General features: G+C 67.8%; 21 protein-coding genes. 5 read left to right on the top strand and 16 right to left on the bottom strand.

Annotation, left to right across the window (positions count from 1 at the left end):
• Positions 1–10 precede the first annotated feature (10 nt).
• Positions 11–487 carry a rubrerythrin family protein gene (locus FHS74_RS08105; protein WP_184799308.1) on the bottom strand — a complete coding sequence of 159 codons (477 nt, stop codon included), beginning with the start codon at positions 485–487 and terminating at the stop codon, positions 11–13.
• A 230-nt stretch (positions 488–717) separates the two neighbouring features.
• The gene (locus tag FHS74_RS08100) at positions 718–864 is read right to left on the bottom strand and encodes an AbrB/MazE/SpoVT family DNA-binding domain-containing protein (RefSeq protein WP_211106181.1); all 147 of its coding nucleotides are present in this window, start codon (positions 862–864) and stop codon (positions 718–720) included.
• A gap of 109 nt (positions 865–973) precedes the next feature.
• Between FHS74_RS08100 and FHS74_RS08095 the strand changes: the two genes are divergently transcribed.
• Positions 974–1,531: an RNA 2'-phosphotransferase gene (locus FHS74_RS08095; protein ID WP_184799306.1), complete on the top strand. Its 558-nt coding sequence runs from the start codon at positions 974–976 to the stop codon at positions 1,529–1,531.
• On the opposite strand, the gene FHS74_RS08090 is transcribed toward FHS74_RS08095, so the two are convergent.
• From FHS74_RS08090 to FHS74_RS08040, 11 genes are all read right to left on the bottom strand, one after another.
• Positions 1,528–3,768, bottom strand: coding sequence for a TonB-dependent receptor (locus FHS74_RS08090; RefSeq protein ID WP_184799304.1), 2,241 nt, complete (start codon positions 3,766–3,768; stop codon positions 1,528–1,530). The two genes, FHS74_RS08095 and FHS74_RS08090, sit on opposite strands and share 4 nt — an antisense overlap.
• 188 nt (positions 3,769–3,956) lie before the next feature.
• Complete coding sequence (locus FHS74_RS08085) at positions 3,957–5,981, bottom strand: type II and III secretion system protein (RefSeq protein ID WP_184799302.1); 2,025 nt, start codon at positions 5,979–5,981, stop codon at positions 3,957–3,959.
• 165 nt (positions 5,982–6,146) lie between these two features.
• A complete protein-coding gene (locus FHS74_RS08080) occupies positions 6,147–7,055 on the bottom strand; it encodes an RNA polymerase sigma factor SigJ (protein WP_184799300.1) in 909 nt (302 codons plus the stop codon).
• Positions 7,055–7,534 (bottom strand): carboxymuconolactone decarboxylase family protein, encoded by a 480-nt coding sequence (locus FHS74_RS08075; protein ID WP_184799298.1) that lies wholly within the window; start codon positions 7,532–7,534, stop codon positions 7,055–7,057. Before FHS74_RS08075 ends, FHS74_RS08080 begins: the two co-directional genes overlap by 1 nt.
• A gap of 134 nt (positions 7,535–7,668) precedes the next feature.
• Positions 7,669–8,574 (bottom strand): NADP-dependent oxidoreductase, encoded by a 906-nt coding sequence (locus tag FHS74_RS08070; protein ID WP_184799807.1) that lies wholly within the window; start codon positions 8,572–8,574, stop codon positions 7,669–7,671.
• Positions 8,575–8,804: 230 nt separating this feature from the next.
• Positions 8,805–9,794, bottom strand: a complete 990-nt coding sequence (locus tag FHS74_RS08065) for an ABC transporter substrate-binding protein (protein ID WP_184799296.1) — start codon at positions 9,792–9,794, stop codon at positions 8,805–8,807.
• A 16-nt stretch (positions 9,795–9,810) separates the two neighbouring features.
• A complete protein-coding gene (locus tag FHS74_RS08060) occupies positions 9,811–10,776 on the bottom strand; it encodes a D-isomer specific 2-hydroxyacid dehydrogenase family protein (RefSeq protein WP_184799294.1) in 966 nt (321 codons plus the stop codon).
• Positions 10,773–11,888, bottom strand: coding sequence for an LLM class flavin-dependent oxidoreductase (locus FHS74_RS08055; protein ID WP_184799292.1), 1,116 nt, complete (start codon positions 11,886–11,888; stop codon positions 10,773–10,775). The genes FHS74_RS08060 and FHS74_RS08055 overlap by 4 nt, the downstream gene beginning before the upstream one ends.
• A gap of 45 nt (positions 11,889–11,933) precedes the next feature.
• Positions 11,934–13,133: an acyl-CoA dehydrogenase family protein gene (locus FHS74_RS08050; protein WP_184799289.1), complete on the bottom strand. Its 1,200-nt coding sequence runs from the start codon at positions 13,131–13,133 to the stop codon at positions 11,934–11,936.
• A complete protein-coding gene (locus tag FHS74_RS08045; protein ID WP_184799287.1) occupies positions 13,133–14,080 on the bottom strand; it encodes an ABC transporter ATP-binding protein in 948 nt (315 codons plus the stop codon). Before FHS74_RS08045 ends, FHS74_RS08050 begins: the two co-directional genes overlap by 1 nt.
• Positions 14,081–14,083: 3 nt before the next feature.
• Positions 14,084–14,944 (bottom strand): ABC transporter permease, encoded by an 861-nt coding sequence (locus FHS74_RS08040; protein WP_246462992.1) that lies wholly within the window; start codon positions 14,942–14,944, stop codon positions 14,084–14,086.
• A 412-nt stretch (positions 14,945–15,356) separates the two neighbouring features.
• Here FHS74_RS08040 and FHS74_RS08035 point away from each other — a divergent pair, with 412 nt between their 5' ends.
• Both FHS74_RS08035 and FHS74_RS08030 read left to right on the top strand, forming a co-directional pair.
• Positions 15,357–15,833 carry a hypothetical protein gene (locus FHS74_RS08035; RefSeq protein ID WP_184799286.1) on the top strand — a complete coding sequence of 159 codons (477 nt, stop codon included), beginning with the start codon at positions 15,357–15,359 and terminating at the stop codon, positions 15,831–15,833.
• 81 nt (positions 15,834–15,914) lie between these two features.
• Positions 15,915–16,754: a glycosyl hydrolase family 18 protein gene (locus FHS74_RS08030; protein ID WP_184799284.1), complete on the top strand. Its 840-nt coding sequence runs from the start codon at positions 15,915–15,917 to the stop codon at positions 16,752–16,754.
• 244 nt (positions 16,755–16,998) lie between these two features.
• On the opposite strand, the gene FHS74_RS08025 is transcribed toward FHS74_RS08030, so the two are convergent.
• The gene (locus FHS74_RS08025; RefSeq protein ID WP_184799283.1) at positions 16,999–17,736 is read right to left on the bottom strand and encodes a hypothetical protein; all 738 of its coding nucleotides are present in this window, start codon (positions 17,734–17,736) and stop codon (positions 16,999–17,001) included.
• Entirely contained in the window at positions 17,726–19,942 is a 2,217-nt protein-coding gene (locus FHS74_RS08020; RefSeq protein WP_184799281.1) for a serine/threonine-protein kinase, read from the bottom strand. Before FHS74_RS08020 ends, FHS74_RS08025 begins: the two co-directional genes overlap by 11 nt.
• Before the next feature lie 190 nt (positions 19,943–20,132).
• Here FHS74_RS08020 and FHS74_RS08015 point away from each other — a divergent pair, with 190 nt between their 5' ends.
• Complete coding sequence (locus FHS74_RS08015) at positions 20,133–21,689, top strand: sigma 54-interacting transcriptional regulator (protein ID WP_184799279.1); 1,557 nt, start codon at positions 20,133–20,135, stop codon at positions 21,687–21,689.
• Positions 21,690–21,691: 2 nt separating this feature from the next.
• Here the strand turns inward: FHS74_RS08015 and FHS74_RS08010 are convergent, their stop codons facing one another.
• Positions 21,692–22,657: an ABC transporter substrate-binding protein gene (locus FHS74_RS08010; protein WP_184799277.1), complete on the bottom strand. Its 966-nt coding sequence runs from the start codon at positions 22,655–22,657 to the stop codon at positions 21,692–21,694.
• Between the two features lie 240 nt (positions 22,658–22,897).
• Between FHS74_RS08010 and FHS74_RS08005 the strand changes: the two genes are divergently transcribed.
• Positions 22,898–23,689 carry a class II aldolase/adducin family protein gene (locus FHS74_RS08005; RefSeq protein ID WP_184799275.1) on the top strand — a complete coding sequence of 264 codons (792 nt, stop codon included), beginning with the start codon at positions 22,898–22,900 and terminating at the stop codon, positions 23,687–23,689.
• Positions 23,690–23,733 lie beyond the last annotated feature (44 nt).

Raw genomic sequence — 23,733 nt, 5'->3', positions numbered from 1 at the left:
GAAGGGAGGCTCAGTTGGCGGAAATCTTGGCAAGGGCGGCCTGGAACGCATCGCGATGCTTGGCTTCATCGCCGCCAACTTCCTCGAAATGCCAAGCGGCGTCCTTGTCATCGACGACCTCGGCGCGCCGCGCCATCGCCGGGTACATATCGCTCGTCTCGTAGCTTTCCCCCTTGATGGCATCGCGGAGGTTTTCGACGTCGGTGCCGACCAAGCCGACGCGTTTCGCGTGTTCCACGAAATGCTCGTCCCGCTCGACCTTGGCGGTTCGCTCGAAAAGCTCGGCCACTTCCGGGTGCCCGTGGGCACGGGCGGCATCCGCATAGGCGAGGTACTTGAAGGCGGCGAATGCCTCGCCATGCATCGCGTCGACAAGATCCTTGTTCGTCGAGGCCTTGAGCGACCCGGCCGCGTAGGCGAGGCCGGACAAGGTCAGCGTGCCCGCTCCGAACACGATGACGGCGGCACGCAAAGATATCTGCTTCATTGCGGTCTCCTGTGGGAACCCCGCCATTCGATATGGCGGCCGAACAGGCATAACCGCCGGCGCTGAACCTCACCTGAACGGCGTCGGATATTTTGCGCGACCTTCGCATGACGCCCGACAGGATCGGTCCCTTCGAAACCGCCGCGTGCAACAGAAGCCGCGTCGCTCATCCCATCCGGCCAAGGGATCGCGATCCTGTTCACAGGAAATCCGCCGGAACCTCCACACCGTCAAAGGGCGGCGCGGAATCCAGACCAGTCTCTGGACTTGCGCGACAGGATGACCTCCCCCGTCTCTGTGCCCCTGCGGATGAAGACCTCCGTCACATCGAAGCGATAGATCGCAACAGGCGGATCCTCGAATCGGAAGCCGGACATGGCCAGCCCACGCATGACCCCGCCCCCGAGATTGCTCAAAGGCCGATGCTATGACATTGATTGCAAAAAGAGAATATCCGTATCATCGACGCGTAGGACAATCTCCGTCATGGCCCCTGATCCCATCCATCTCAGCAAATTCCTGAGCTTCGTCCTGCGGCACAAGCCCGATGCCATCGGTCTGTCCTTGGATCCACAAGGCTGGGCTTTGATCGAGGAACTGGTGACCAAGGGCAATGCGAGCGGCACCGCGTTCAGTCGCGACGACGTCTTGGCGGCCGTGGCCACCAGCGACAAGAAGCGCTTCTCCCTGTCGGAGGACGGCATGCGCATCCGGGCGGCGCAGGGCCATTCCGTCACCGTTGATCTCGGCCTCTCCGCCCGTCAGCCGCCGGCCGTGCTCTACCACGGAACGGCGACCCGGTTCGTCGATGCCATCCTGGCCCAGGGCCTGACGCCACAGGCGCGCCAACAGGTTCACCTGTCGGCGAATGAGGCGACGGCGCTGAAGGTGGGGCAGCGGCATGGCAAGCCCGCCCTGTTCAGGGTGGACGCCCTGGGCATGCACACCCAGGGTTTGACCTTCCATCAGGCGGACAACGGCGTATGGCTGACCGACCATGTGCCGCCCCACTTCCTGACCTTGGCGCCACCCGGCGGCGCCTAAAGCTTATACCCCACCTTGAAGAACACGGTGCGCGGCGGGCTTTCAACATAGGTCCAGACGGTGCCGGCGGCCGAGGCGGAATAGCTGCCACTCTGGGGCAGACGGCGGTCGGCCAGGTTGCGCACGGTGGCGGAGAAGGTCCAGCGGTCGTCCTCCGTCGTGTACTTGGCGAACAGATTGACGTTCCACTGCGCCGGGATCGCCACCTGCCAGGAATTGGCGATGTCGGAGTAAGACTGGGTCTGGTATTGCGCGTCCAGGCCCACCTGGGCCTGCCCCGGCACCTTCAACGGCAGGGTGTAGGTGGGGGCGGTGCGGAAGGTCCAGCGCGGGGCGAAGGGCAGGCGGTTGCCCGTGGCGCTGGTGCCGATGCCGGCGTAGTTCAGGAACTGGTCATAGAGCGCCAGGGTGTAGCTGGCGGAGTTGTCCCAGCGGAAACCCTCGAAGGGCTGCAGGGTGGTTTCCAGCTCGAACCCTTCCGTGTGGGCCGACGCCGCGTTCAGGCGGCGGGAGCGCAGGGTGGCGGGGTCGGTCGCCGTCGCCTGCAGGTCGGTGTAGTCGTTGTAATAGAGCGCCAGGTTGACCAGCACCCGCCGCTCCCACCACTGGCTTTTCACGCCCACCTCATAGGTCTGCACCTTTTCCGGCTGGTAGGGCAGCTGGGCGTTGATCAGCGCGCTGGCGCGGTTATCGAAGCCGCCGGCCTTGAAGCCCTTGGCGATGCTGACATAGGTCAGCAGGTCCGGCGTCCACTGGTAGGAAGCGCCGAATTTCGGCGTCAGCGAATACCAGGTGGCGTCCGACTTGGTCTGGAAGGCGCCGGCCTTGTTGGTGGCGGTGGCCGGCACGATGGGGTTGCCGGCGGCATCGGTGATGCGGTTGCCGGCCAGATCGTCATCGAATTGCTGATAGGTGAAGTGGCGGCTTTCGATGGTGTAGCGCAGGCCCGCCGTGCCCGTCAGCTTGTCGGTGATGTGGTAATCGCCCTGGCCATAGGCGGCGTAGCTGTCGGTCTTGGTGTTGCCCACCTGGTCCTGCGGCGGGTTGGCCAGGCTGGGATAGCTGAAGCCGTTACGGTCGGAGGAGAAGTTTTCGTGCAGGTAGAACAGGCCGCTGGTGAAGTCCAGTGGTCCCCAGCTGCCATTGGCCTGGAACTCCTGCGTCAGTTCATTCTCATAATAATGGATGTAGTTGACCTGCTTGACCGCCGCCTCGCCATCATTGTCGTAGACCACCGGCGCCTGGCCGAACAGGCGGTAGGCGGTGATGGATTTCAGCGTGAGCGTGTCGCCCAGCGCCTGGGTGATGCGCAGCGCGGCGCCGCCGGAGTTGGAGTTGTTCTGCGGGTTGGGCTCCGCGAACGACAGGGACGGGTCGAAGCCGCCACCCGGCTGGTTCTTGGGCGTGTAATAGGCGGTGGTGGAACGGTCGCGCTTGGCGTCCAGGGTCAACTGGATGTCCAGATCCTCCGTCGCCTGCAGGCGCAGCTTGGCCCTGGCGCTGTCCACGTTCAGGTCGTTCACATCCTTGTTGATGGTGGGGTCGCGGGTGTAGCCGTCATGCTGCTCATGGCCATAGGCCAGGCTGGCATAGAGCTTGTTGTCGATCAGCGGGCCGGAGACATAGCCGTGGCTCTCGAACGCGCCCCAGGTGCCGACGCCGGCATCCACCGCCAGGCGCACCTCCTCATTCGGGTCGCGGGTGATATAGCGGATGGCGCCGGCGCTGGTGTTGCGGCCGTACAGGGTGCCCTGGGGACCGCGCAGCACCTCCACCCGTTCCAGCTCCGCCAGCAGGGGCGAGGCGGCGATGGAGCGGGGGATGTACACGTCGTCCACATACTGGGCGATGGCGGGGTCGAAGATCGGATCGGTCTCACCGATCCCGCGCAGGAAGAACAGCTGCGTCGTCGGCGTGATGCCGCCGCGCGGCACGGTCAGGCCCGGCACCAGGCCCGCCAGGTCGCGCACCGTGCTGATGTGCTGGTCCTGGATGGCGTCGGCGCCATAAGCCGACAGCGCGATGGGCGTTTCCTGCAAACGGGTCTGCCGCTTTTCCGCCGTCACCACGATGTCGGCGATGCCGCCGCCCGCCTCCAGATCGGCGGAGGCGCCGGCGTCCGGCGTCGCCGGTGCGGCATTGGCCTGGGCCAAGGCGGGTGCCGACAGGGCGCATAGCGCGGCCCCCACCAGCAGGGACGAGACGGCGATGGGGGAAAGCGATGCCCGACGAACCATGGAATGACGCTCCGCGACTGGGCGCCCATTCTTCCCCCGGCATGGGCCGTAAGGGATCGGGCGCCTCTGGATGGTGTGGGGAACGGCCTACCGCCGTTCCTGTCCCCCAGGGATCGCCGATTTCACAGTTCGATAAAAACGAGTTTCACTCAAGCAACCGGTTATTGAACGTCAACATTGTGTGGAAATTAGAAATATAGCGCATCCGCCACATCCTTCAGGACGCGCTGCAGGTGCGGCGGCTTCTGCCAGTCGTCGAAGCGGATGTCGGTGCTTCTGACGTCGAACGCCCGGGCGTTCCGGTCCAGGACATGGATGAGTTCGTACAGTGTGGGCCAGCGCCCGCCCAGCTCCTTCAGCGCGCGGGCGCGCGTTTCCCGCAGCAGCTTGGGTTCGGTTTTGCCGTCGTCCTTCAGGGCGTCGATCTGGTCCAACGCCTGCCCGTAATTGGTGATCGCCCGGGGCGTGATGAGGATCAGCACCGTCTGGTCGACCAGTTCCGTCGTATCCCTGGAAAACAGGTACTGCACCCCCGGCACGTCCTTCAGCAAGGGAACGCCCGATTTGTTCCTGGCGGTTTCATGGGCGGTGAGACCCGACAGCACCAGGGTTTCGTTCACCCGGACATTGGCCGCCGCCGACACCATGTTGCGCGACACCTCCAGCGATTGTGAGAAGGTGGACGAAGTGGTGGTGATCGGCTCGAACAGGGTTCGCACCGCCTTCACGTTCAGCAGGATCTGGTCGTCACTGATGAAGGTCGGCGTCACCGACAGGCTGACACCGATGTTGATCTGCTCCAGCGAGCTGGTGCCGCCGGAATTGGCGGCCACGCCGATGGAAACGTTGGAACCGGAGAAGAATTGCGACGGCTGCCGGTCCAGCATGATCAGGCTGGGCTTGGCGATCACCTCCGCCCGCTGCCCGCCGACATTGGCCAGGTTCAGGGAATAGGCGATGGCGCCAGCCGCCGAGGTGCCGAGGCCGACGGTGCTGGTCAGGACGGTGGTGGTGCTGTCGGGCTCGCCCGTGGTCTTGGTCACCGTCCGCGTGGCGCTGCGCTGGACGGTCAGGGCCAGGCTGTCCAGCAGATTGATGCCATGGCTGCTGGTGGCGACGTCGTCGGTGCGCACGATGGTGACGTCAACGACCGCCATCCGGGGCATGCCCCGCCCCCGGCAGGGCGACGGCAGCGCCGCCAGGGCGGCCGTTTCATCGGCGGTCTTGCCCTCGCCCGCCGCAGCCGGCGCCGCCGACGCGGCACGGTCGGTCACCTGCTGCGGACAGTCGGACCAGGCATAGGCCAGGGGGCCCTGGTTCGGGGCCTCCGCCGCCTTGGCGGCCTTCGCATCGGCGGTTTTGGCCTCCGATGCTGGCGCTTCGGACGGCTTGCCGGCGGCCACGGCGGTCTCATACGCCACCTTCCACTCGCCCACCCTGCGCCCCAAGTTCTCCCCGCCCTGGGTGCCGAGCACATCGCGGTGGGCGTCCAGGAAGGATTGCGCCTCACTGATCAGGCCGGCCTGGGCATAGATCGCGGGCAGTATGCGGATGCCGACGAGGTCCTGCGGCGCCAGGGCCTGCGCCCGGTCGATGGCCCACAGCGCCATTTCGGCGTCACCCAGGTAGTAGGAGGCGCCGGCCAGCAGATACAGCGCCTCGGTGCTGCCACCATCCAGCTTCAGGGCATAGGCGGCGGCCCGCTGGGCCTGCGGATAGCGGTGGCTGTCGAAATACAGATGGGCCAGTTGCAGGGCTGCACTTTGGAAATCGTGCCGTTGCTCCAGCGCGATCAGGTATCCGGTTTCGGCCAAATCGAACAGATCGCGCTCACCCGCCCGCATGCGCAGTTGATAGGCCAGGGCATTGGCGGCATGCAGGGCCGGATTCTTCAGGTCACGGGCGATGGCCAGGTTGAATTCCTGGTTGGCGCGGGGGGCGTCGCCCTCATTGATGGCGTCCACGCCGGCCCGCATAGCCAGGGCCAAGGGCCCCTGCGCCCCCCGGCCCGCCGCCGCGCCGCCAGCGGCGTCCACGGCGCGATCCCCGGCCCCGCCACCGATCGAGCAGGCGGACAGGACCACGCCGGCGACGCTCAGCGCCAAGGCGGCCAGCAGCGCGCGGGATGTTGTTGCCCGGCGAGGCGAGATGAAGGCCTTGCGCGACGGCCGCGTGGCAGGGGAAGCCCCCCGCCCTGACTTATGTGATGTCAACGCCCCCACCCCATCCCTATATCCCAAGCGTCGCGCGTTTTATTTGGCGCTCCGTCAGATAGTCACGGTGCTGTATCGGGACGATAAAGGATCCACGCCTTCCTGTCTTTGTCTCCAGCAAATGGAAATTATATTATCGACCCTGAGAACATTGTTTCAGGGAGATCAATTGAACACCGCCGCAACCGGCTGGCCCGTTGTACCCAATCCCACCCCTTCCGCGATGCGGGCCAGCTTGTCGGGGTTGCGGGTGACGTAGATGGCGGTGATGCGCCCATCCTCGATGGCGAAGGCGGTGGTCTGCAGCACGGCCCCGCGCTCCACACTGACATAGCCGGGCAGTCCGTCGATGCGCAGGGGGCGGATCAGCACGGCGGACTGGAACGCCCCCTTGCGGAACAGGCTGCCGAACAGGCGGACGATATGCTCCAGCCCGCGGATGGGGTTGCGGAAGGCATGGACCTTGCCGCCGCCGTCGGCATGCAGCACCACGTCCTGGGCCAGCAAGCCGCGCAGCGTGTCAACATCGCCGAAGTGAGAGGCGGCGTAGAAGGCCTGGGCGATCCGCTCCCCCTCCTCCGGCGCCACGGGATAACGGGGACGGGCCGCCTGGACATGGCGGCGGGCGCGGACAGCCAGTTGGCGGACCGCCGCCGCGTCGCGGCGCAGGGTGCCCGCCACCTCATCCAGCGCCACGCCAAAGACGTCGTAAAGCAGGAAGGCCGCCCGCTCCAGGGGCGACAGCCGCTCCAGCGCCATCATCAGCGTCAGCGACAAATCGTCTTCGCCGCCCTCCTCATCGCTGCCGGCCAGCGGTTCGGGCAGCCAGGCGCCGACATAGGTTTCTCGCCGCATCCGCGCCGACTTCAGCGTGTCCAGGCACAGGCGGGTGACGATGCGGGACAGGAAGGCGGCGGGGACGGTCACCGCCGCGTGATCGGCTTGGGACCAGCGCAGATAGGCGTCCTGCACCACATCCTCGGCTTCCGCCAGTGAGCCCAGCATGCGATAGGCCAGGCGCACCAGCCGGGGCCGCTGCGCCTGGAAGATCGCGGTGGCGTCCCCCGCGCCCACTACGCGGCCGCCACGCCGGCGTGAACCACGGGCGGATGGGCGGCGCGGAAGCCGACCTGCAGGCGGTTCCACAGGTTGATGGCGCCGATGGCCAGGGTCAGCTGCACCTGCCCCACGTCCGTGAAGTTGGCCTTCACCAGGGCGTAGTCCCCGTCCGGGGCGCCGGTGTCGGCCACGCGGGTCAGCGCCTCCGTCCAGGCCAGGGCCGCCCGTTCCCGCTCGGAATACAGCGAGGACTCCCGCCAGGCGTTCAGCAGGTACAGGCGCATCTCACTCTCCCCGTGCTTGCGGGCGTCGGTGGCGTGCATGTGCAGGCAGAAGGCGCAGCCGTTGATCTGCGACGCCCGCATCTTCACCAGTTCCAACAGTGCCGGTTCCAGGCCGCTGGCCTGGATGGCGGCCTCAACGGCTATCATGCCCTTGATCGTGTCGGGCGCCAGCTTGAAGGCGTTGTTCAGGCGGGGGGTGTGCGTGCTCATCTTCATCTCCATCCGGATCATGCGTCATCGCATGACCCAAAGACGAGATGGCCTGATGGGCGTGTGACATGGGGGCAGAAAAAATTTCGGGTGCCCAGGGAGCCGTGCCGGGGCACACCCTGTCGGTTGTCACCCTAATCGACACAAACGACCAGCTTGCCGGTGACCCGGCCCGCCTGGCTGACCTCCTGCGCCTCCTTCGCCCGATCCAGCGGGAAGGTCCGGTCGATGTGTAGCGTAAACGACCCGGCCGCACACAGCTCGGCCATCGCAGTCAACAGGCGTGCCGGATCGACCGGCGGCCCATGCGAGAATTTGGCGCCATATTCCTCGGCCGAGAAGTCGGCGACGGAAAGGACGCGCGCAGGATCCCTAACAATCCGGATCAGTTCGGGGATGATTCCGGAGCCGGCGACATCGATCGCCGCGTTGACGCCGTCCGGCATCAACGCGCGCACGCGCTCCTCCAGCCCCTCCCCATACGGGATCGCAACGGCGCCCAACCCGCGCAGATAGTCATGCTTCGTCGCACGCGCGGTACCGATCACCCTGATGCCACGCAGGCGGGCGAGTTGGATGATCGCCGTCCCCACGCCCCCGGCGGCCCCGCTGACCAGCAGGGTCTGCCCCCCTGCCACGCCGACCTGATCCAGCGCCCGCGTGGCGGTGTCCGACACGACAGGCAGACCGGCCGCAATCTCGAACGACAGGGTATCGGGCTTCTTGGCCCAATGGGTGAGGATCGCCTGCTCGGCCATCATGTTCCGGCCGAACCCGAACACTCTGTCGCCGATGGTGACACCCGTCACGCCGGGTCCGACCTCGTCAACGACACCAGCGCCCTCCACGCCGAGCCCAGCGGGGAAGTCGACATCCTCGAACGCGCGATACTGGCCTTCGCGACGCTTCCAGTCCGACGGGTTCACCCCCGCGGCACGAACCCTGATCCTGACTTCGCCGGGGCCGGCATGTGGCGCCTCGACATCGACGCCATGAAGCACGTCGGGGCCGCCATACTCGTTAAACTGAATTGCCTTCATCATCGCGCTCCAACCATCTCTTGGCATCGATCGATGCCGACAAACACCGCTAGCCCGAAGGCTATTGGCAGCTGTTTGGGAGACGCTGGCCGAACCATGCCAAAAAGCAGGGCTGACGTGTACTCGACCGGCAGGAGGCGGGGCATGCTTCCAGCGGTCGCTTTTCGCGATGGCGTAGGCTTAGATCAGGTCGCCGGACGAAGCAACATTTCTGCCGACATCCGCCACCCTCAGAGTTTGGCCAGCACGTCGTGCAGGCTGTCATCCCACAGCGGGCGGACGTCCACCGGCGCCGGGATCACGGCGGCGGCGGCGAAGGTGTCGGCCACATCCTGTTGCGAGGCGATGGCGGCGTCGCTGACGGGGAGAAGGCGGTAGCCGGCGCTGCGCTCGTGATATTCCTGGATGTAGGCGGCCTCGGGGATGCTGGTTAGCTGGGCGCGGATATGGGCCCAGCGGGTGTAATCCGCCTCGATCCAGGCCAGGGTCTTGGCATAGCGCTGGAGATAGTCGGCGATGGCCCGCTTCTTCAACGGGTCGGCCAGCGCGTCCTTGGACGCCGCCACCAGGTAGTTGCCGGACAGGCGGTTCAGGCCGGTGGTCAGCACCCGGGCGCCGGCCTGGCGGGCCAGTTGCACCACCACGCCGTAGATGACCCAGGCGTCCAGGCTGCCCTGCTGGAAGGCGGCCAGGCCGTCCTGCGGCGACAGCGCCACCGGCGTGATGTCGGCGAAGGTCAGGCCCTGTTCCTTCAGGATCTTGAGTAGCATGTATTGCGAGGTGGTGGCGCGGACATAGCCCACCCGCCGCCCCTTGAGGTCCGCCGTCGTCCGCACCGGGCTGTCGGCCGGCACCAGCACCACCTGGTTGTTCACGTCACCTTGCAGCACGGCGACGATGCGGACCAGGGGGTTGGCGGCGGCGATGAAGATGGGCGGTATCTCGCTCATGCCGCCCACGTCCAGCGAATGGGCGTTGATGGCCTCGGCGATCAGGTTGCCGCCGGCGAACTGCGCCGTTTCCAGGGTGTAGGGCGTATCGGCCACGCCCGCCTGTTCGAAGAAGGAATCCGGGTTGCCCCGGTAAGTGGCCGCCCGCAGGGTGACACTGGCCAGCTCCGCATCCTTCTTGCGGCCGCAGCCAACCAGACCCAGCGGTCCCAGGGACAAGGCGCCCACGGCCAGCCCCCGCAGGGCGGCACGGCGTGAAATCAGCGTCATACGTCGATACTTTCAGTCAGTAACCGCGCGCCAGGTCCACCACATCCTCCAGCGGCTCTCCCCGGCGGAAGCGGATGAGGTTGTGGGACAGTTGGGCCGCCAGGTTGGCGTGGGTGTCCGGCGTGAAGACGGAGGTGTGGGGCGACAGGCGCACCCGGGGGTGGCTGTAGTAGGGATGGCCATCCGGCAGGGGCTCCGGATGAGTGACGTCCAGCGTGGCCAGCGACACCCGGCCGTCGCCCAGCGCCTCCAACAGCGCCTGGTCATCGATCAGGGCGCCCCGCGCCACGTTGACGATGTGCAGGCCCGGCTTGGCCTGGGCCAGCACCGCCCGGTTGACCAGGTGATGCGTCTCCGCCGTCGCCGGGGCCGCCAGCACGACATGGTCGGCCCGGGCGAACAACTCCGCGACACTGTCCACCCGCTCCACGCCCGGAACCCCCAGGTCGCCGGGCCCGCGCCGGATGGCCACCACCTTCATGCCCAGCGCCAGGGCCTTGGGCGCCAGCGCCTGGCCGATGCCGCCGAAGCCGACGATGCCCAGCGTGGCCCCCTCCACCAACCCCAGGGGCGTGGGCCGCCAGTCCGACGCCTGGCGGATCCAGACCTCGGGAAAGCGCTTGGCCGCCGCGAAGATGGCCGCCAGGGAGAACTCGGCCAGGGCCGTGGCGGAGGAGCGCTTGGCCGCCGTCACCACCGGGCCGTCGAACAACCAGTCGGGATAGAAGTCGATGCCGACGGAGATCAGCTGCACCCAGCGCAGGTTGAAGGGCCAGCCCGGCGGCTGGGCCGGCAGGTCGCCGCCGGCCCGCCGGAAGGGGGCGGCGACGAAGACGTCGGCCTCGCGCGGCCAGTCCGCCGGCACGCCCCGGGGCAGGGTGATCAGCTCAACCGTCCCCTCCCCCGTCTCGGCACTCACCCGGCGCAGCACCTCGGCGTTGATCGGCTCGGTCAGCTGGCTGGCGACACGGATGGCGGTCATTCGGCCGCCACCGATGTCCGGGCGTCCGCCTCCCGCGCGGCCACCGCCTGGCGCACCCGGGGAATGAGCTCGCGGCCATACTCGATGGCGTCGACCAGCGGGTCGAAGCCCCGGATCAGGAAGGTGCGGACCCCCAGATCATAATAATCCAGCAGCGATTCCGTCACCTGCTCCGGCGTGCCGACCAGGCCGGTGGAGTTGCCCTGCGCCCCGGTCAGGGCGGCGATTTCCGTCCACAGCCGCTTGTCGCGCACCCGGCCGCCGGCCGCCGCCGCCAGCAGGCGCTGGGAGCCCACGTTCTGCGGTTCGCCGGCGCGGATGGGCTTGAAGGTCGACTGGCTGGCCCGCAAGCGCTTGGCCTCCTCCAGGATGCGGTCGGCCTTGGCCCAGGCCTCCTCCTCCGTCCGGCCCAGGACGGGACGCAGCGACAGGCTGAATTCGATCTGGTCCTGCCGGCCGTGCAGGGCGGCGGCCGCCCGCACCTTGGCGATGGTCTCGCGCACGTCGTCCAGCGGCTCCCCCCACAGGGCGTAGACGTCGGCGTGTTTGCCGGCCACGGCGATGCCCTCGTCCGAGGACCCGCCGAAATAGACCGGCAGCGTGCCGTTGACCGGCCGCACGTACGAGTGCGAGCCACGGGACTTGTAGTATGGGCCGTCATGGTCGAAGGGCGTCGTGCTGGTCCACACCTTGCGCACCACGTCCAGATAGTCGTCGGTGCGGGCGTAGCGTTCCGCCTTGGTCAGGAAATCGCCGTCGCGCTGCTGTTCCTCATCCGACCCGCCAGTGATGATGTGCACGGCCAGGCGGCCCTGGCTGAAATGATCCAGCGACGCCAGCTGGCGGGCGGCCAGGGTGGGCGCCACGAAGCCGGGACGGTGGGCCAGCAGGACCTTCAGGCGTTCCGTCTGCTGCACGGCATAGGCGGCGATCTGGAAGCCATCGGGCGAGGCGCTGGAATGGGCGATCAGCGCCCGGTCGAAGCCGGCGTACTCATGGGCCCGGGCGACGGTGCCGACATAGTCGCGGTCGATGACCGGGCCGCTGGCCGGCCGGATTTCGGAGCCGTCCTGCGAACCGATGAAGCCGATGAACTGCAGGGTGTGGGACATGGGGATGGGTCCTCCGGGAAGGGGCCAAAAGGGATAAGGGGGCGCTCAGGCGCCGGCGGCCGCGGCGAAGGCGGCGCGGCCGGCGCCGGTCAGCACCACGTCGGCCTGGGGGGTGTGGATGCGGCCGCACAGCACGTCGCGGTAATGCCGCTCCAGGGGATTGTGGCGGGTGGTGCCGGGGTTGCCGGTCAGGCGCACCGCCGTTTCCACCGCCTGGATGGCGTTCTCCGTCACCAGGTGCTTCACCAGGCCGGATTCCACCGTGCTGGTTTCGCCCTTGGCGGCGGCGGCCAGCAGGACGCGGTTGCTGAGCAGCAGGCCGTCGATGGTGCCCACCGCGTCCTGGAAGCGCGGCAGGGTGGACAGCGCCGCCCCCAGGTTGCTGGGCACCCGCTGGCGGGCGAAGCTGATCAGCCAGTCGCGCGCCGCCTCCGCCACCGCGTCATAGATGCCGGCGGTCAGGACCGCGGCCCAGGCGCCGAACACGGCGTCGCGCGGGGCCAGCTCCCCCGGCTTGCGCAAATCCAGCGCATGGTCGAAGGGCGTGGGCACATCCTCCAGGATCACGTCATGGCTGCCGCTGGCGCGCAGGCCCAGATGGTCCCAGGTCTCCACCACGCGGATGCCGGGGCTGTCGCGGTGCACCAGGAAGCCGCCGACGCGCGGCTCCGCCTCATCGGTGCGGGCCCAGACCACCAGCCAGGTCAGCGCCGGGATGCCGGTGGAATAGAGCTTGTGGCCGCTGAGGGCCCAGCCGTCGGCCGTGCGCCGCGCCACCGTGGCCGGCAGGCCGCCGCGCGCCGGCGTGCCCAAATCCGGCTCCACCCGCAGCGCGTTGATCAGCGCCCCATTCTCCACCGCGTCGCGCGCCACCCGGGCGTACAGCGCCTCCGGGATCGCCCGCTGGTCCACCGACGCCCAGAGGGAGGCGTGGAACAGGTACTGCATCACCACCACCAGGGCGGTGGCGGGGTCGCCCTTGGCCACCGCCCGCACCACCTTGAGGGCGGTGGCGAGGTCGGCGCCGGCACCGCCCCAGGCGGGCCCCACGGTCAGACCCAGCAGCCCCTTGGCATGCAGGCTCGCGAAATTCTCGAAGGGGAAGCTGCCGTCGCGGTCATGCTGGGCGGCGCCGGCGGCGAACTCGGCCGTCAGGCCGGCCAGCACGGCATCCAGCTCCGGGCCGTCCAGGGCCGGCCGTTCCCCCTCTTCCACCGGCACGCGGCGCAGGGCGGCGGCGGTCATCACAGCCCCCCGGCGACTTGCGCGCCATTGGTCTGGGCGCCATTGGCGCCATTATGGGGAACGCCATGGCCGTTCACCGGCGCCGGCCGGTTCCAGGTCCGGCGGATGCCGGCGGCGGGCGGGGCCGGCGGGATGAAGGTCAGGGGCGCGCTGTCGCGCGGCGCCGGCTGCTCCACCCCGAGATGACCCAGCAGGCGGCGGCGCAGGGCCTGGAACTCCGGCCCCACCTCCCGCGGGCGGGCCAGGGTCACCCTCTCCTCCACCGCCAGGCGGCCATCGGCCAGCACCAGGATGCGGTCGGCCAGGGCGATGGCCTCATCCACGTCGTGGGTGACCAGCAGCACGGCCGGCTGGTGCGCCCGCCACAGCGACAGCACCAGCTGGTGCATGCGCAGGCGGGTCAGCGCGTCCAGCGCGGCGAAGGGTTCGTCCAGCAGCAACAATTGCGGCTCGCGCACCAGGGCGCGGGCCAGGGCGGCGCGCTGCGCCTCCCCCCCCGACAGGGTGGCGGGCCAGGCGTCGACCCGGTGGCCCAGGCCCACCTCTTCCAGGGCCGCCGCCGCCTGGGCGCGGCCCCGCCCACCCTTCAGGCCCAGGGTGACGTTGCGCCATACCCGTTTCCACGGCAGCAGGCGCGGCTCCTGAAAGACGACGGCGCGGGCGCCGGGGGTGGAGACCTGCTCCGCCGGGGCGGCGTCCAGGCCGGCCAGGGTGCGCAGCAGGGTGGTCTTGCCCGACCCGCTGCGTCCCAGCAGGGCGACGAATTCACCGGGTGCGATGTCCAGGTCCAGGTCGCGCAGCACGGTGACGTCACCGAAGCTGCGGGTGAAGCCCCGGACCCGCACGGCCGTTCCGCCTGTGGTGGTCCCGCCTGTGGGGATGTCGCTGGATACGGTGGGGGTGCCCGCGGTCAGGGACGCGGCGGCGGAAGCGGCGGTGGAAGCCATGGGTCAGCGCTCCAGGAAAGTGGGACGCCAGGCCAGGAGGCGGCGTTCCAGCAAGCGGACGAGGAAATCGGTGCCAAGACCGAGGACGGCGTAGACGCCCAGGCAGACGACGATGATGTCGGTGCGCATGAAGTCGCGGGCGTTGTTGATCAGATAGCCCAGGCCGGCGGAGGCGTTGATCTGCTCCGCCACCACCAGGCTCAGCCAGGCGTGGCCCAGGGCGTAGCGCAGGCCGACCAGGAAGGAGGGGGTGGCACCGGGCAGCACCACGTTGGTGATCAGCTCCAGCCGCGACAGGCCGAAGCTGCGCCCCGCCTCCACCAGCTTGGCCTCGATGGCGCGGATGCCGGAGAACAGGGTGAGGTAGGTCGGGAAGGCGGCGCCCAGGGCGATCAGCGCCACCTTGGGCACCTCCCCGATGCCGAACCAGACGATGAACAGCGGCACCAGCGCCAGGAAGGGCAAGGTGCGCAGCATCTGCATCAGCGGGTCGACCAGCGTCTCCCCCCGGCGGAACAGGCCGGCCACCACGGCCAGGCCCGTGCCCACCGCCACGCCGATGCCCAGGCCCGTGGCCACGCGGGCCAGCGACACCAGCAGGTTGGACGGCAGCTCCCCCGACACCAGCAGGGACCAGAAGGTGGTCAGCACGGCGCTGGGCGCCGCCAGCACCCGCGCCGGCACCAGCCCCACCCGGGACCCGATTTCCCAGGCCAGCAGCAGGGCCAACGGCACCGTCCAGCGGGAATTGCCCAGGTGGGCCAACACCCGCCGGGCCAGCACCCGCCGCTCTGGGAGCGTTCCGGCCTGCCGCGGCGCCGACGGCAGCGCCACGGCCTGGGGGTCGTCTATGGTCAGGGACAAGGCCGCACCTCATTCTACATGTGAAATGTGGTGATCTTCGATCGATATTCCCCATTAAAGGCCGTGGAGTTTATCGCGGCAATGGACTTCTCGTGCTGTGATTGTTTGATAATTCTCAAGGATGGCCGCCTGCGGGCCGCCATCATCGCGTGTTCGGCGTGTCCGACATGTCCGCCCGGGCCGGAACAGGGGGCGCACCGTCCGACAATCATTTGAATTTCAAAGAAAATTGTCTTGGCACGGGCGTTGCTGTTGGGGTCTGGGCGCGGGCCGGCCTCAGCGGGGCCGTTCCGCCCAAAGGTGGCACCACCTTGGGGTTAGTGGGCCCACCAACAAACCCGGCGGGGGCCGGTGTCCGTGTCTGACACCACACGGGCCGGCCTCCTCCACACACATCCGAATGGGGACCATCATGAAGAAAATCCATCTGTCGCGCTTCCGCACCGCCGGCGCCGTCGCCCTGTCCATCGCCACCCTGGCCGCCGTCGGCGGGCCCGTCATGGCGAAGCCCGCCGCCGCTGGCGAGATCACCCTCGCGCCCCAGGAGCAGGCCCTGGCAGTCTGCCGCGCCAACAAGATGGGCCAATGGGATATCGCCTATTTCAACGGCAAGGACGGCATCGCCCAGTGGGGTCCGGGTTACGACTGCAAGCAGTCGCCGGTGCCGGCGGACATCAGCGGTGTGGCGAACGCCATCCAGAGCGACGGCAAGGTGGTGACCCTGGCGCCCCCGGAAGAGGCGGCGAAGCTCTGCCCCACCCTGGGCCCGTGGGACATCGCCTACGTCAACGGCAAGGACGGCATCGCCCAGTGGGGGCCGGGCTATGGCTGCAAGCAGTCCCGGGTGCCGGGCGCGTTCAGCGGTGTGAGCAACGCCATCACGAAGTGATCGGCACCATGGGGAGAGCCCCAGCCCGGCATGGCCATGAGGCCCTCCCAATCCACAATCTAAAGACTCATGGAGACGAAAATGACCAACACCAATCTTCCCGTCCGCAACGTGATCTATGTCCAGGGGCCGTATTACACCAGCTCCACGGCCGCCTATCAGCTGAACGGCAATACGGTGACCGCGCAGAAATATTACGCCGTGCCGCTCGCGGTGCCGGACACGACGTTCATTCTATGTTTCGCCCATTTCAAGTCGGCCAATAATGGCTATGAATTGGTTATCAATAATGTTCCCGCGTCGACAATCACCGATAACGACATGGGGCCCGTCTCCGCCGCCGCCAAATCCGGAACCCAATTCCTGATTTCCATCGGGGGCGCGGACAATCCGAATGACTGGACCAGCATCGACGCCGACCCCACGGCCTGCGCCACCGCCCTCGCCACCTTCATGAATGACTATGGCATCACCGGCATCGACATCGATATGGAGAACAGCGCCACGGCCACCCAGGTCTATGCTTTCATCAAGTCCCTGGCGTCGCTGGTGGACGGCCTGATCGTCACCGGCTCCCCCTACGACGTGACGACCGACTTCTACGCCGCCCTGGCGGCGCTCGACTGCGCCAACACCACGCAGTACATCAAGTGGTACAATTACCAGTGGTACGGCGATGGCGCATCGCTGAAGCTGGACACCTTCAAATCCATCTCCTCGACGGTCGGCGGCTGGTACAGCAGCAACAGCACCGCGTACAATTCGGCCATGCTGAACGTCGGCGTCGCCCCCACAGTTGCCGGGTCGTCGGAGGGCTATGCCGCCATCGCCGCGTTCACCGTGAAGATGACGGCCTCAACCGTGCCTTGGGGCGGCTTCTCCTGGTGGAACTATCCCACGCTGACCAAATTCAGCTCCTGATCGGCGCCGCCATCCCATGCCGGGTGCCCGCCCGGCATGGGAATCGCGCGTCAAGAAGGATGGACCACCGCCGCGGTTTCCATAGGATGGGGCGGCGGCCTCCCCCTCCATTGCCCGGCAACCGTCACCGCCGGGCAGTCCGACAGCCCTCGAAGGCAGCCCTGGCAAGTTGTCGCAGCCACCACCCCCGCGAATACGCAGGCGAGTGGCACCGGTCGCGGGAACGACCAGCGCCACCAGCGTGTCAAGGCGTCACCCCCCCCACCATCAAATCCGGGTCGAAGGTATAGACCCGGTGTTTGGCCACCCCAGCGGTTGTGATCGTCACCGAGAGGAAGCCCATGATCTGCCACAGGCCGGAGCTGGCGATGATGGTCAGGTTCGAGGTTGGCTCAGGCGATGTGTCCAAGACCTCGCCGGTTGATGACGAAGCCCCACCGAATGACAGTGACGTCGTGTAACGACGCCATGCGGCTGGGTCGGGATCGTCCACGTCTGTGGAGGACTCAGCGCCGCGCTCTTTGGAGTTCTGAGATACGGGATAGCGAGTCCAATCATCGAAGTGACAGGTCGCGAAATCGGCATCATAGGGGCACAAGGGGGCAGGAGTAGGAGGGGTGGGCGGCTCATCCGGTGAGAAGGCGTTGGAGGCCGGTAAAGAATTGGACGTGTTTGATGAGACCGTGGTGCCATAGGGCGCGGGAATAGCCACCAAGGTCAAGCCGTTGATGTCAATCTCGGGCTCCACATCTCTCTCGCAGCTGGCACAGAGCAGGATGTTGATGCCATCATTTGTGAACAAGTTATAGGCGCCGGCGGCGTATCCGGAGGTCTGCATGGCTCCTGGAGCGTTCGGTTGTATGCCGGGATCGGATCCTGTGTTTCGCAGCAGGTTGAAGCGCAACGCTGTGCTGATCTGGTCGACATCGAAGTCCAGCCTCATGGTGTAAAAGGTTGGCGCGGTATCGCTGTCATTGCTCACCGGTATCATCCTTCTTGATCAGGGATAGTTGATAGCGACGGTCCAGGCGCAGTTGCGCCAGTTCTGGTTCATGGTCGATTTCGCTGGCGGCATAGCCCCCCGCCCGCGCCCGGGCCAGCAGGTCCAGCGCCTGGTCCCGGCGGCCCAGCACCTCGTTGGCGACGGCGGCATTGAACAGGACATTTGGCGTTGGATTTCCCGCTAGGGCGCGGTCCAGCGCCGGCAGGGCGGCCGCCCCCTCCCCCAGCTTGGCGTGGTAGAACGCGGCCTTGACATTGTAGGTCGGGTCCTGGGGGGTACTGGCCAACAGGGTGTCGAGATGGCGCAGGGCGACGCGATAGGCGTCCCCCGCCTCCGCCGCCTTGCCCGGGGTCCAGCGATACGCGTCGCCCAAATTGCCCCAGGTGATGTAATGCTGGCTATAGCCCTCCACCCGGGTCAGCCGCTCAAACGCCTCCGCCGCCTGGGGATACTGCCCCAGGAAATAGAAATAATTGCCCAGGTTGTTGTATAGTTGCGGCAACGGCCGGATGCGCAGCCCGCGCTGCACCGTCTGGATGGCCTCCACCGTACGGCCCTGCATATGCTGCGCCGCGCTGAGGTTGGCATAGCCATAGGCACTGTCCGGCGCCAACTCCACGCTTTTCCGGAACATCGCCTCGGCTTGGGCGTAGGCTGTCTGGGAAAAGTAAATAGCACCCAATTTAAAGTAAAACTCAGAATAATCTGGATGCTTTTCCAGACCATTCCGCAGCGTCTCTATTGCCGACCCCAGCAAACCATTTGCTTTATATATTGAGGACAGCCCTTCAATAGCAAATACGCTGCCCTCTTCAAGAATTAAAGCCTTCTGAAATTGGCGGATCGATTCATCCTTAATATTGGCATGATATTCGCTCCAGCCCACGGCGACATGAGCCAAGGCTAATTGGTCGTCCAAGGACAAAGCGAGACGGGCGGCGGCATCCGCCTGTTGCAAAATCACAGGATCCGGCTGCTGATCCGAATAGCGCCGGAACAGCGCCAGGCTCAGCCCAGCGGTGGCGGCGGCGTTGCTGGAGTCGCGGGCCAGCACTTGTTGGAAGCCACTGACGGCGGCGTCGATGGCGCCCTTGTCCTCCGAGTGATACAGGCGATCCATGGCGGCGGCGATCATGGATTGCAGGCTGGGCGGGGCGGGGGGGCGGTTCAGGCCGCCCTGGGCGGCGACCAGGCCCAGCACCGCCGCCAGCAGCAGGCCGGCCAGCCCGCCGGCCGCCCACAGGCGGCGGCGGGCGCGCGGCTGGCCGAGGCCGGGCGCGGCGGCGACCAGCCGCCGGAGCAGGCGGTGGACGGGGGCCGTCGGCCAGCGCCAGCGGGCGGCGGGCGGCGGGGCGGCGGCGCCGCGCCCGGCGGCGCGCAGGGTGTCGCGCACCTGGTCCATGGCGGGGGGGCGGGCGGCGGGGTCGGCGGCCAGCATGCGCTCCACCAGGTCGCACACCGCCGGCGGCACGGCGGCGGACAGGCGCTCCGGCCGGCCGTTCAGGATGCGCTGCATCACGGCGCCATCGCTGGGCGCGTCGAAGGCGCGGCGGCCGCCCAGCATCTCAAACACCAGGGCGCCGAAGGCGAAGATGTCGGTGCGGGTGTCGGGGGCCGCCCCCATGAACAGCTCCGGCGCCATGTAGGCGACCGTGCCGCGCAGGCCCTCCGCCTCCGTCGCGGCGGCCAGGGTGTCCTGCGCCGACGGGGCGGACAGGCGGGCCAGGCCGAAATCCACCAGCCGGGGGCGGTCCGCCCGGTCCAGGATGACATTGCCCGGCTTGAGGTCGGCATGCACGACACCCTGGCCGTGCGCCGCCGCCAGGGCGTCGGCCAGCTGCGCCGCCATGTCCAGCGCCACATCCAGGGCCAGGGGGCCACGGGCCAGGCGCAGGGCCAGCGTCTCCCCCTCGATATGTTCCATGGCCAGGAAGGTCTGGTCGCCGTCCTGTTCCAGGTCGAAAATGGCGACGATGTTGGGGTGTTGCAGCCGGGCCAGGGCCCGCGCCTCCCGCAGGTGGCGTTTCAGGTCGCCGGCGGAGGAATCGCCCGGGCGCAGGATTTTCAGCGCCACCGTCCGGTTCAAAACCCGGTCGGTCGCCTGCACGACAGTGCCGTAGGAGCCGGAGCCGATGACCGGCCCGATCTCATACTTGCTGATCTTGCTGATCTTGTGCGCGAGCATCCGGAATCCCCAACCGCGTTCCGTGCGTTATCACGATATAAATACTACCATTAGGGGCCACCCCCAAGCCGTAATCCCCTTTCGTTGATGTTCTAAAGGCATGGACCGATTTCTATCACGCTGTTAACATCGGATGCACGTGGATAGGGTGTCCTGTTAGAATTTGTTAGTTTTTGGACTTGGTGGGGGCATGCAGACGACTTGGCATCAGGGTGACGCGACGGCGTCACCGACGTTGCAGGGCCCGGCGCCGTGGAATGGCCAGGACCATGCCGTCGCCTGCCTGGGCGTGGTGTGGCACCCCGATCCCGGCATGATAGGCATGATCACCCCGCTGTCGGCCGGGGGGGCCGGCGGCACCTTCGCCCTGAACCGGTTCGAGCCGCTGTTCCGCTCCGCCGACGGGCGGGAGCAGCGCGCCCTGGACGACCGCCACATCTCGCGCCAGCCGCTGCACATCCGCCGGCGGGGCGCCGGCACCTTCGACATCACCCCGCCCGACAGCCGGATGACGGTGTCGGTCAACGGCCGCCCCGTCACCGGCCCCACCACCGCCAGCCTGGATGAGCTGGGGACCGACATCCTGATCTGCCTGTCCGACAGTGTCATCCTGTCCATCTTCGAGGCGACGCTGCCCCTGCGGACGGAGGCGGCGAAACACGGCCTGATCGGCATCAGCCGCGCCGTGCAGGGGGCCTGGGCCCTCGTTCGCCAGGCGGCCCCCACCAACCTGCCGGTGTTCCTCAGCGGCCCCACCGGCACAGGCAAAGAACTGGTGGCCTCCGCCCTGCACGCCTTGAGCATGCGCGCGGGGCAGCGGCTGCACACCGTCAACATGGCGACCTTGTCGCCGGCGCTGGCCCATGCGGAACTGTTCGGCGCCACCGCCGGCGCCTATACCGGCGCCACCCGGGAACGGGCCGGGCTGTTCGCCCTGGCCGATGGCGCCACGCTGTTCATGGATGAGGTGGGCGACACCCCCAAGGAGGTGCAGCCCATGCTGCTGCGGGCGCTGGAATGCGGCGAATACCGCAAGCTGGGCGATTCCCGCAACCAGAAGGCGGATGTCCGGGTGATCTCGGCGACGGACAGGGCCCTGGACGACGCGGGCTTCAACCAGCCGCTGCGCCGCCGGCTGGAGGGGGTGGTCATCACCCTGGCGCCCCTGTGTGAACGCCGGGTCGACATCGGCCCGCTGCTGCGCCATTTCCTGACGCGGGAGGAGGCGTACCTGCCGCCCCACGATCCCGCGACGCTGTCGGCGGCGCGGGTGCTGTCCCTGCTGCTGCACCCCTGGCCCGGCAACATCCGGGAACTGATCGGCGTCGCCCGGCAAATCCGCCTGGGCACGCCGGTGACGCTGTCCCGCGCGGCCGCCCCCTCGGCGGCCGCGACCGGGGCGAACGAGCGGGGCGGGGACGCGCCGCGCGCCCCCTCGTCCGCCACGCGGTCGGCAGAGCGCAAGCACCGCGACCCGGCGACGGTCGACCAGGCGGAACTGGTCGCGGCGCTGGACGCCAGCGGCTGGAACGTCAAGGCCGCCGCCGAACTGCTGGACCTGTCGCGCACCAGCCTGTACCGCCTGATGGAGCGGTGGAGCATCCTTCAGGACATCGAGGATATCCCGGAGGAGCGGATCCGCGACGTCATGCGCCGGCATCCCGGCGACATGGACGCCTGGGTCCAGGACCTGAAGGTGCCCAAGGACAGCCTCAAGCGCTATCTGCGCCGTATCGACGGGCGATAGCGCTACAGCGACCGCTCGAACGCCGTGCGCACGTCCAGGCCATCACCACCCAGGCCGACCTTGGCGAACTGGTCCACCACGCTTTGCTGGTCGGCGATGATGCCGTCGTCCAGGGGAACCGGCTGGAAGTTGGTGCGGCGGATCATCAGGGCCGCCACCTCGGCCGGCACGCCGGTCTGTTCGGCGAAGACGGCGGCGTATCTGTCGGGCTGTTCCCTTGTGAAGTCGCGGGCGCGGTTGACGCGGCCCACGAAGTCGCGCACCAGGTCGCGGCGGGCGGACAGGGCCGCCGGCGTGGACAACAGGTAGGACAGGCCGGGCATGCGGCCCTGGGCGTCCACCAGCACCTTAAGGCCGTCATGCAACTGGCCCAGGGCGGTGTAGGGGTCCCAGGTGGCCCAGGCGTCGATGCTGCCGGCCAGCAGGGCCGCCTTGGCGTCGTTGGGCGACAGGAAGGCGATGGTGACCTTGTCCGCCGACAGTCCCGCCTCCGCCACCGCGCGCAGCACCAGGAAATGGCCGATGGAGCCCTTGCTGGTGGCGACCGTGCGGCCGGACAGGTCCGCCACCGCCTTGACCGGGCCATCGCCCTTGACCAGCACGGCGGTACCCTGGCCGCTGGAGCGATATGCCGCCACCGCCTTGATCTGCGCCTTGCCCACCAGGCCGAAGCCAAAGGGCGCGTCACCCACCGCGCCCACATCGATCGCCTGCGCGTTCAGCGCCTCGATCACCGGGGCGGCGTTGGGGAACTGCGCCCATTCCACCTGGTAGGGCAGGCCCGGCTTGTCATCCGGATAGGCGCTCAGCAAGGCCTGCAACCCGCCGCGCTGGTCCCCCACCTTGAGAATGGGGAGCACCTTGGCCTTGTCGTCGCAGGCGGTCAGCAGTGGGACCGCAAGGCCCACGCCCAACCCCAAACCCGCCCGCAGGATGCCGCGCCGCGACCATTGTTCCCCGAATGCCATCGTCCACTCTGCCATGGTCCACTCTGCCATCGTCCACTCTGGCGCCTGTCCCACGCCAAGGGCCCCAGGCTAGCGGACGGGCGCGCCGCCGACTGTTTGATAAGTCTCAAGTATGCCTTGAGCGGGGCCGCCCACGAAACCGCCCCCAGGACCACTCAAGCGATGCTTTAAAAACTCCAATTTGACGCGCGGGCCCTGTGGATCGACGGTAAAGGCCAATCAACGCGATGGAGAATGAGGATGGCGGACGGATCCTATCTGGGCATCCAGTCCCTGAAGGGACGGGTGGACGAGGCGGAATGGCAGGTGCGGGTGGAACTGGCGGCGCTGTACCGCCTGGTGGCCCTGTTCGGCTGGACCGACCTGATCTACACCCACATCTCCGCCCGCGTGCCGGGACCGGAGGAGCACTTCCTCATCAACCCCTACGGCCTGTATTTCGATGAGATCACCGCCAGCAGCCTGGTGAAGGTGGATCTGGACGGGAACATCCTGCAGGCCCCGGTGTGGGGGGAGACGGAGTACGGCATCAATCCCGCCGGCTTCACCATCCATTCCGCCATCCATGGCGCCCGGCCCGACGCCAGGTTCGTCATCCACCTGCACACCGCCGACGGCATCGCCGTGTCGGCGCACAGGGAGGGCCTGCTGCCCCTGAACCAGCATTCGCTGACCGTCATCCCGCGCCTGGCCTATCACGACTATGAAGGCATCGCCCTGAACCTGGATGAGCGGGAGCGGCTGGTGGCCGACCTGGGCGACAAGAGCCTGATGCTGTTGCGCAACCACGGCACCCTGGCGCTGGGCCCCACCGCCGCCCACGCCTTCCTGGGCATCCACGCCCTGGAACGCTCCGCCACCCTGCAGGTCCGCACCCTCAGCGCCGGACGCGATGGCATCCTGCTGGCGCCCGAACACGCCCAGGCCGAGGTGCGCCAGCAGGTGGCCAACCACCGTCCCGATCACGCCAAGCTGCCCTGGGCCGGCCTGCTGCGCCGCCTGGCGCGGGAATCGCCGGGGTATGACGCGTAAACGGCCGCCAAAACCCGCCAAAGCCAAACACCAAAGGCCCGCGA

The sequence above is a fragment of the Nitrospirillum iridis genome (assembly GCF_014205765.1).
Classification (GTDB): Bacteria; Pseudomonadota; Alphaproteobacteria; order Azospirillales; family Azospirillaceae; genus Nitrospirillum; species Nitrospirillum iridis.
The sequence above is the reverse complement of the archived record's forward strand: the minus strand, read 5'-3'. Positions and strand labels throughout refer to the sequence as shown.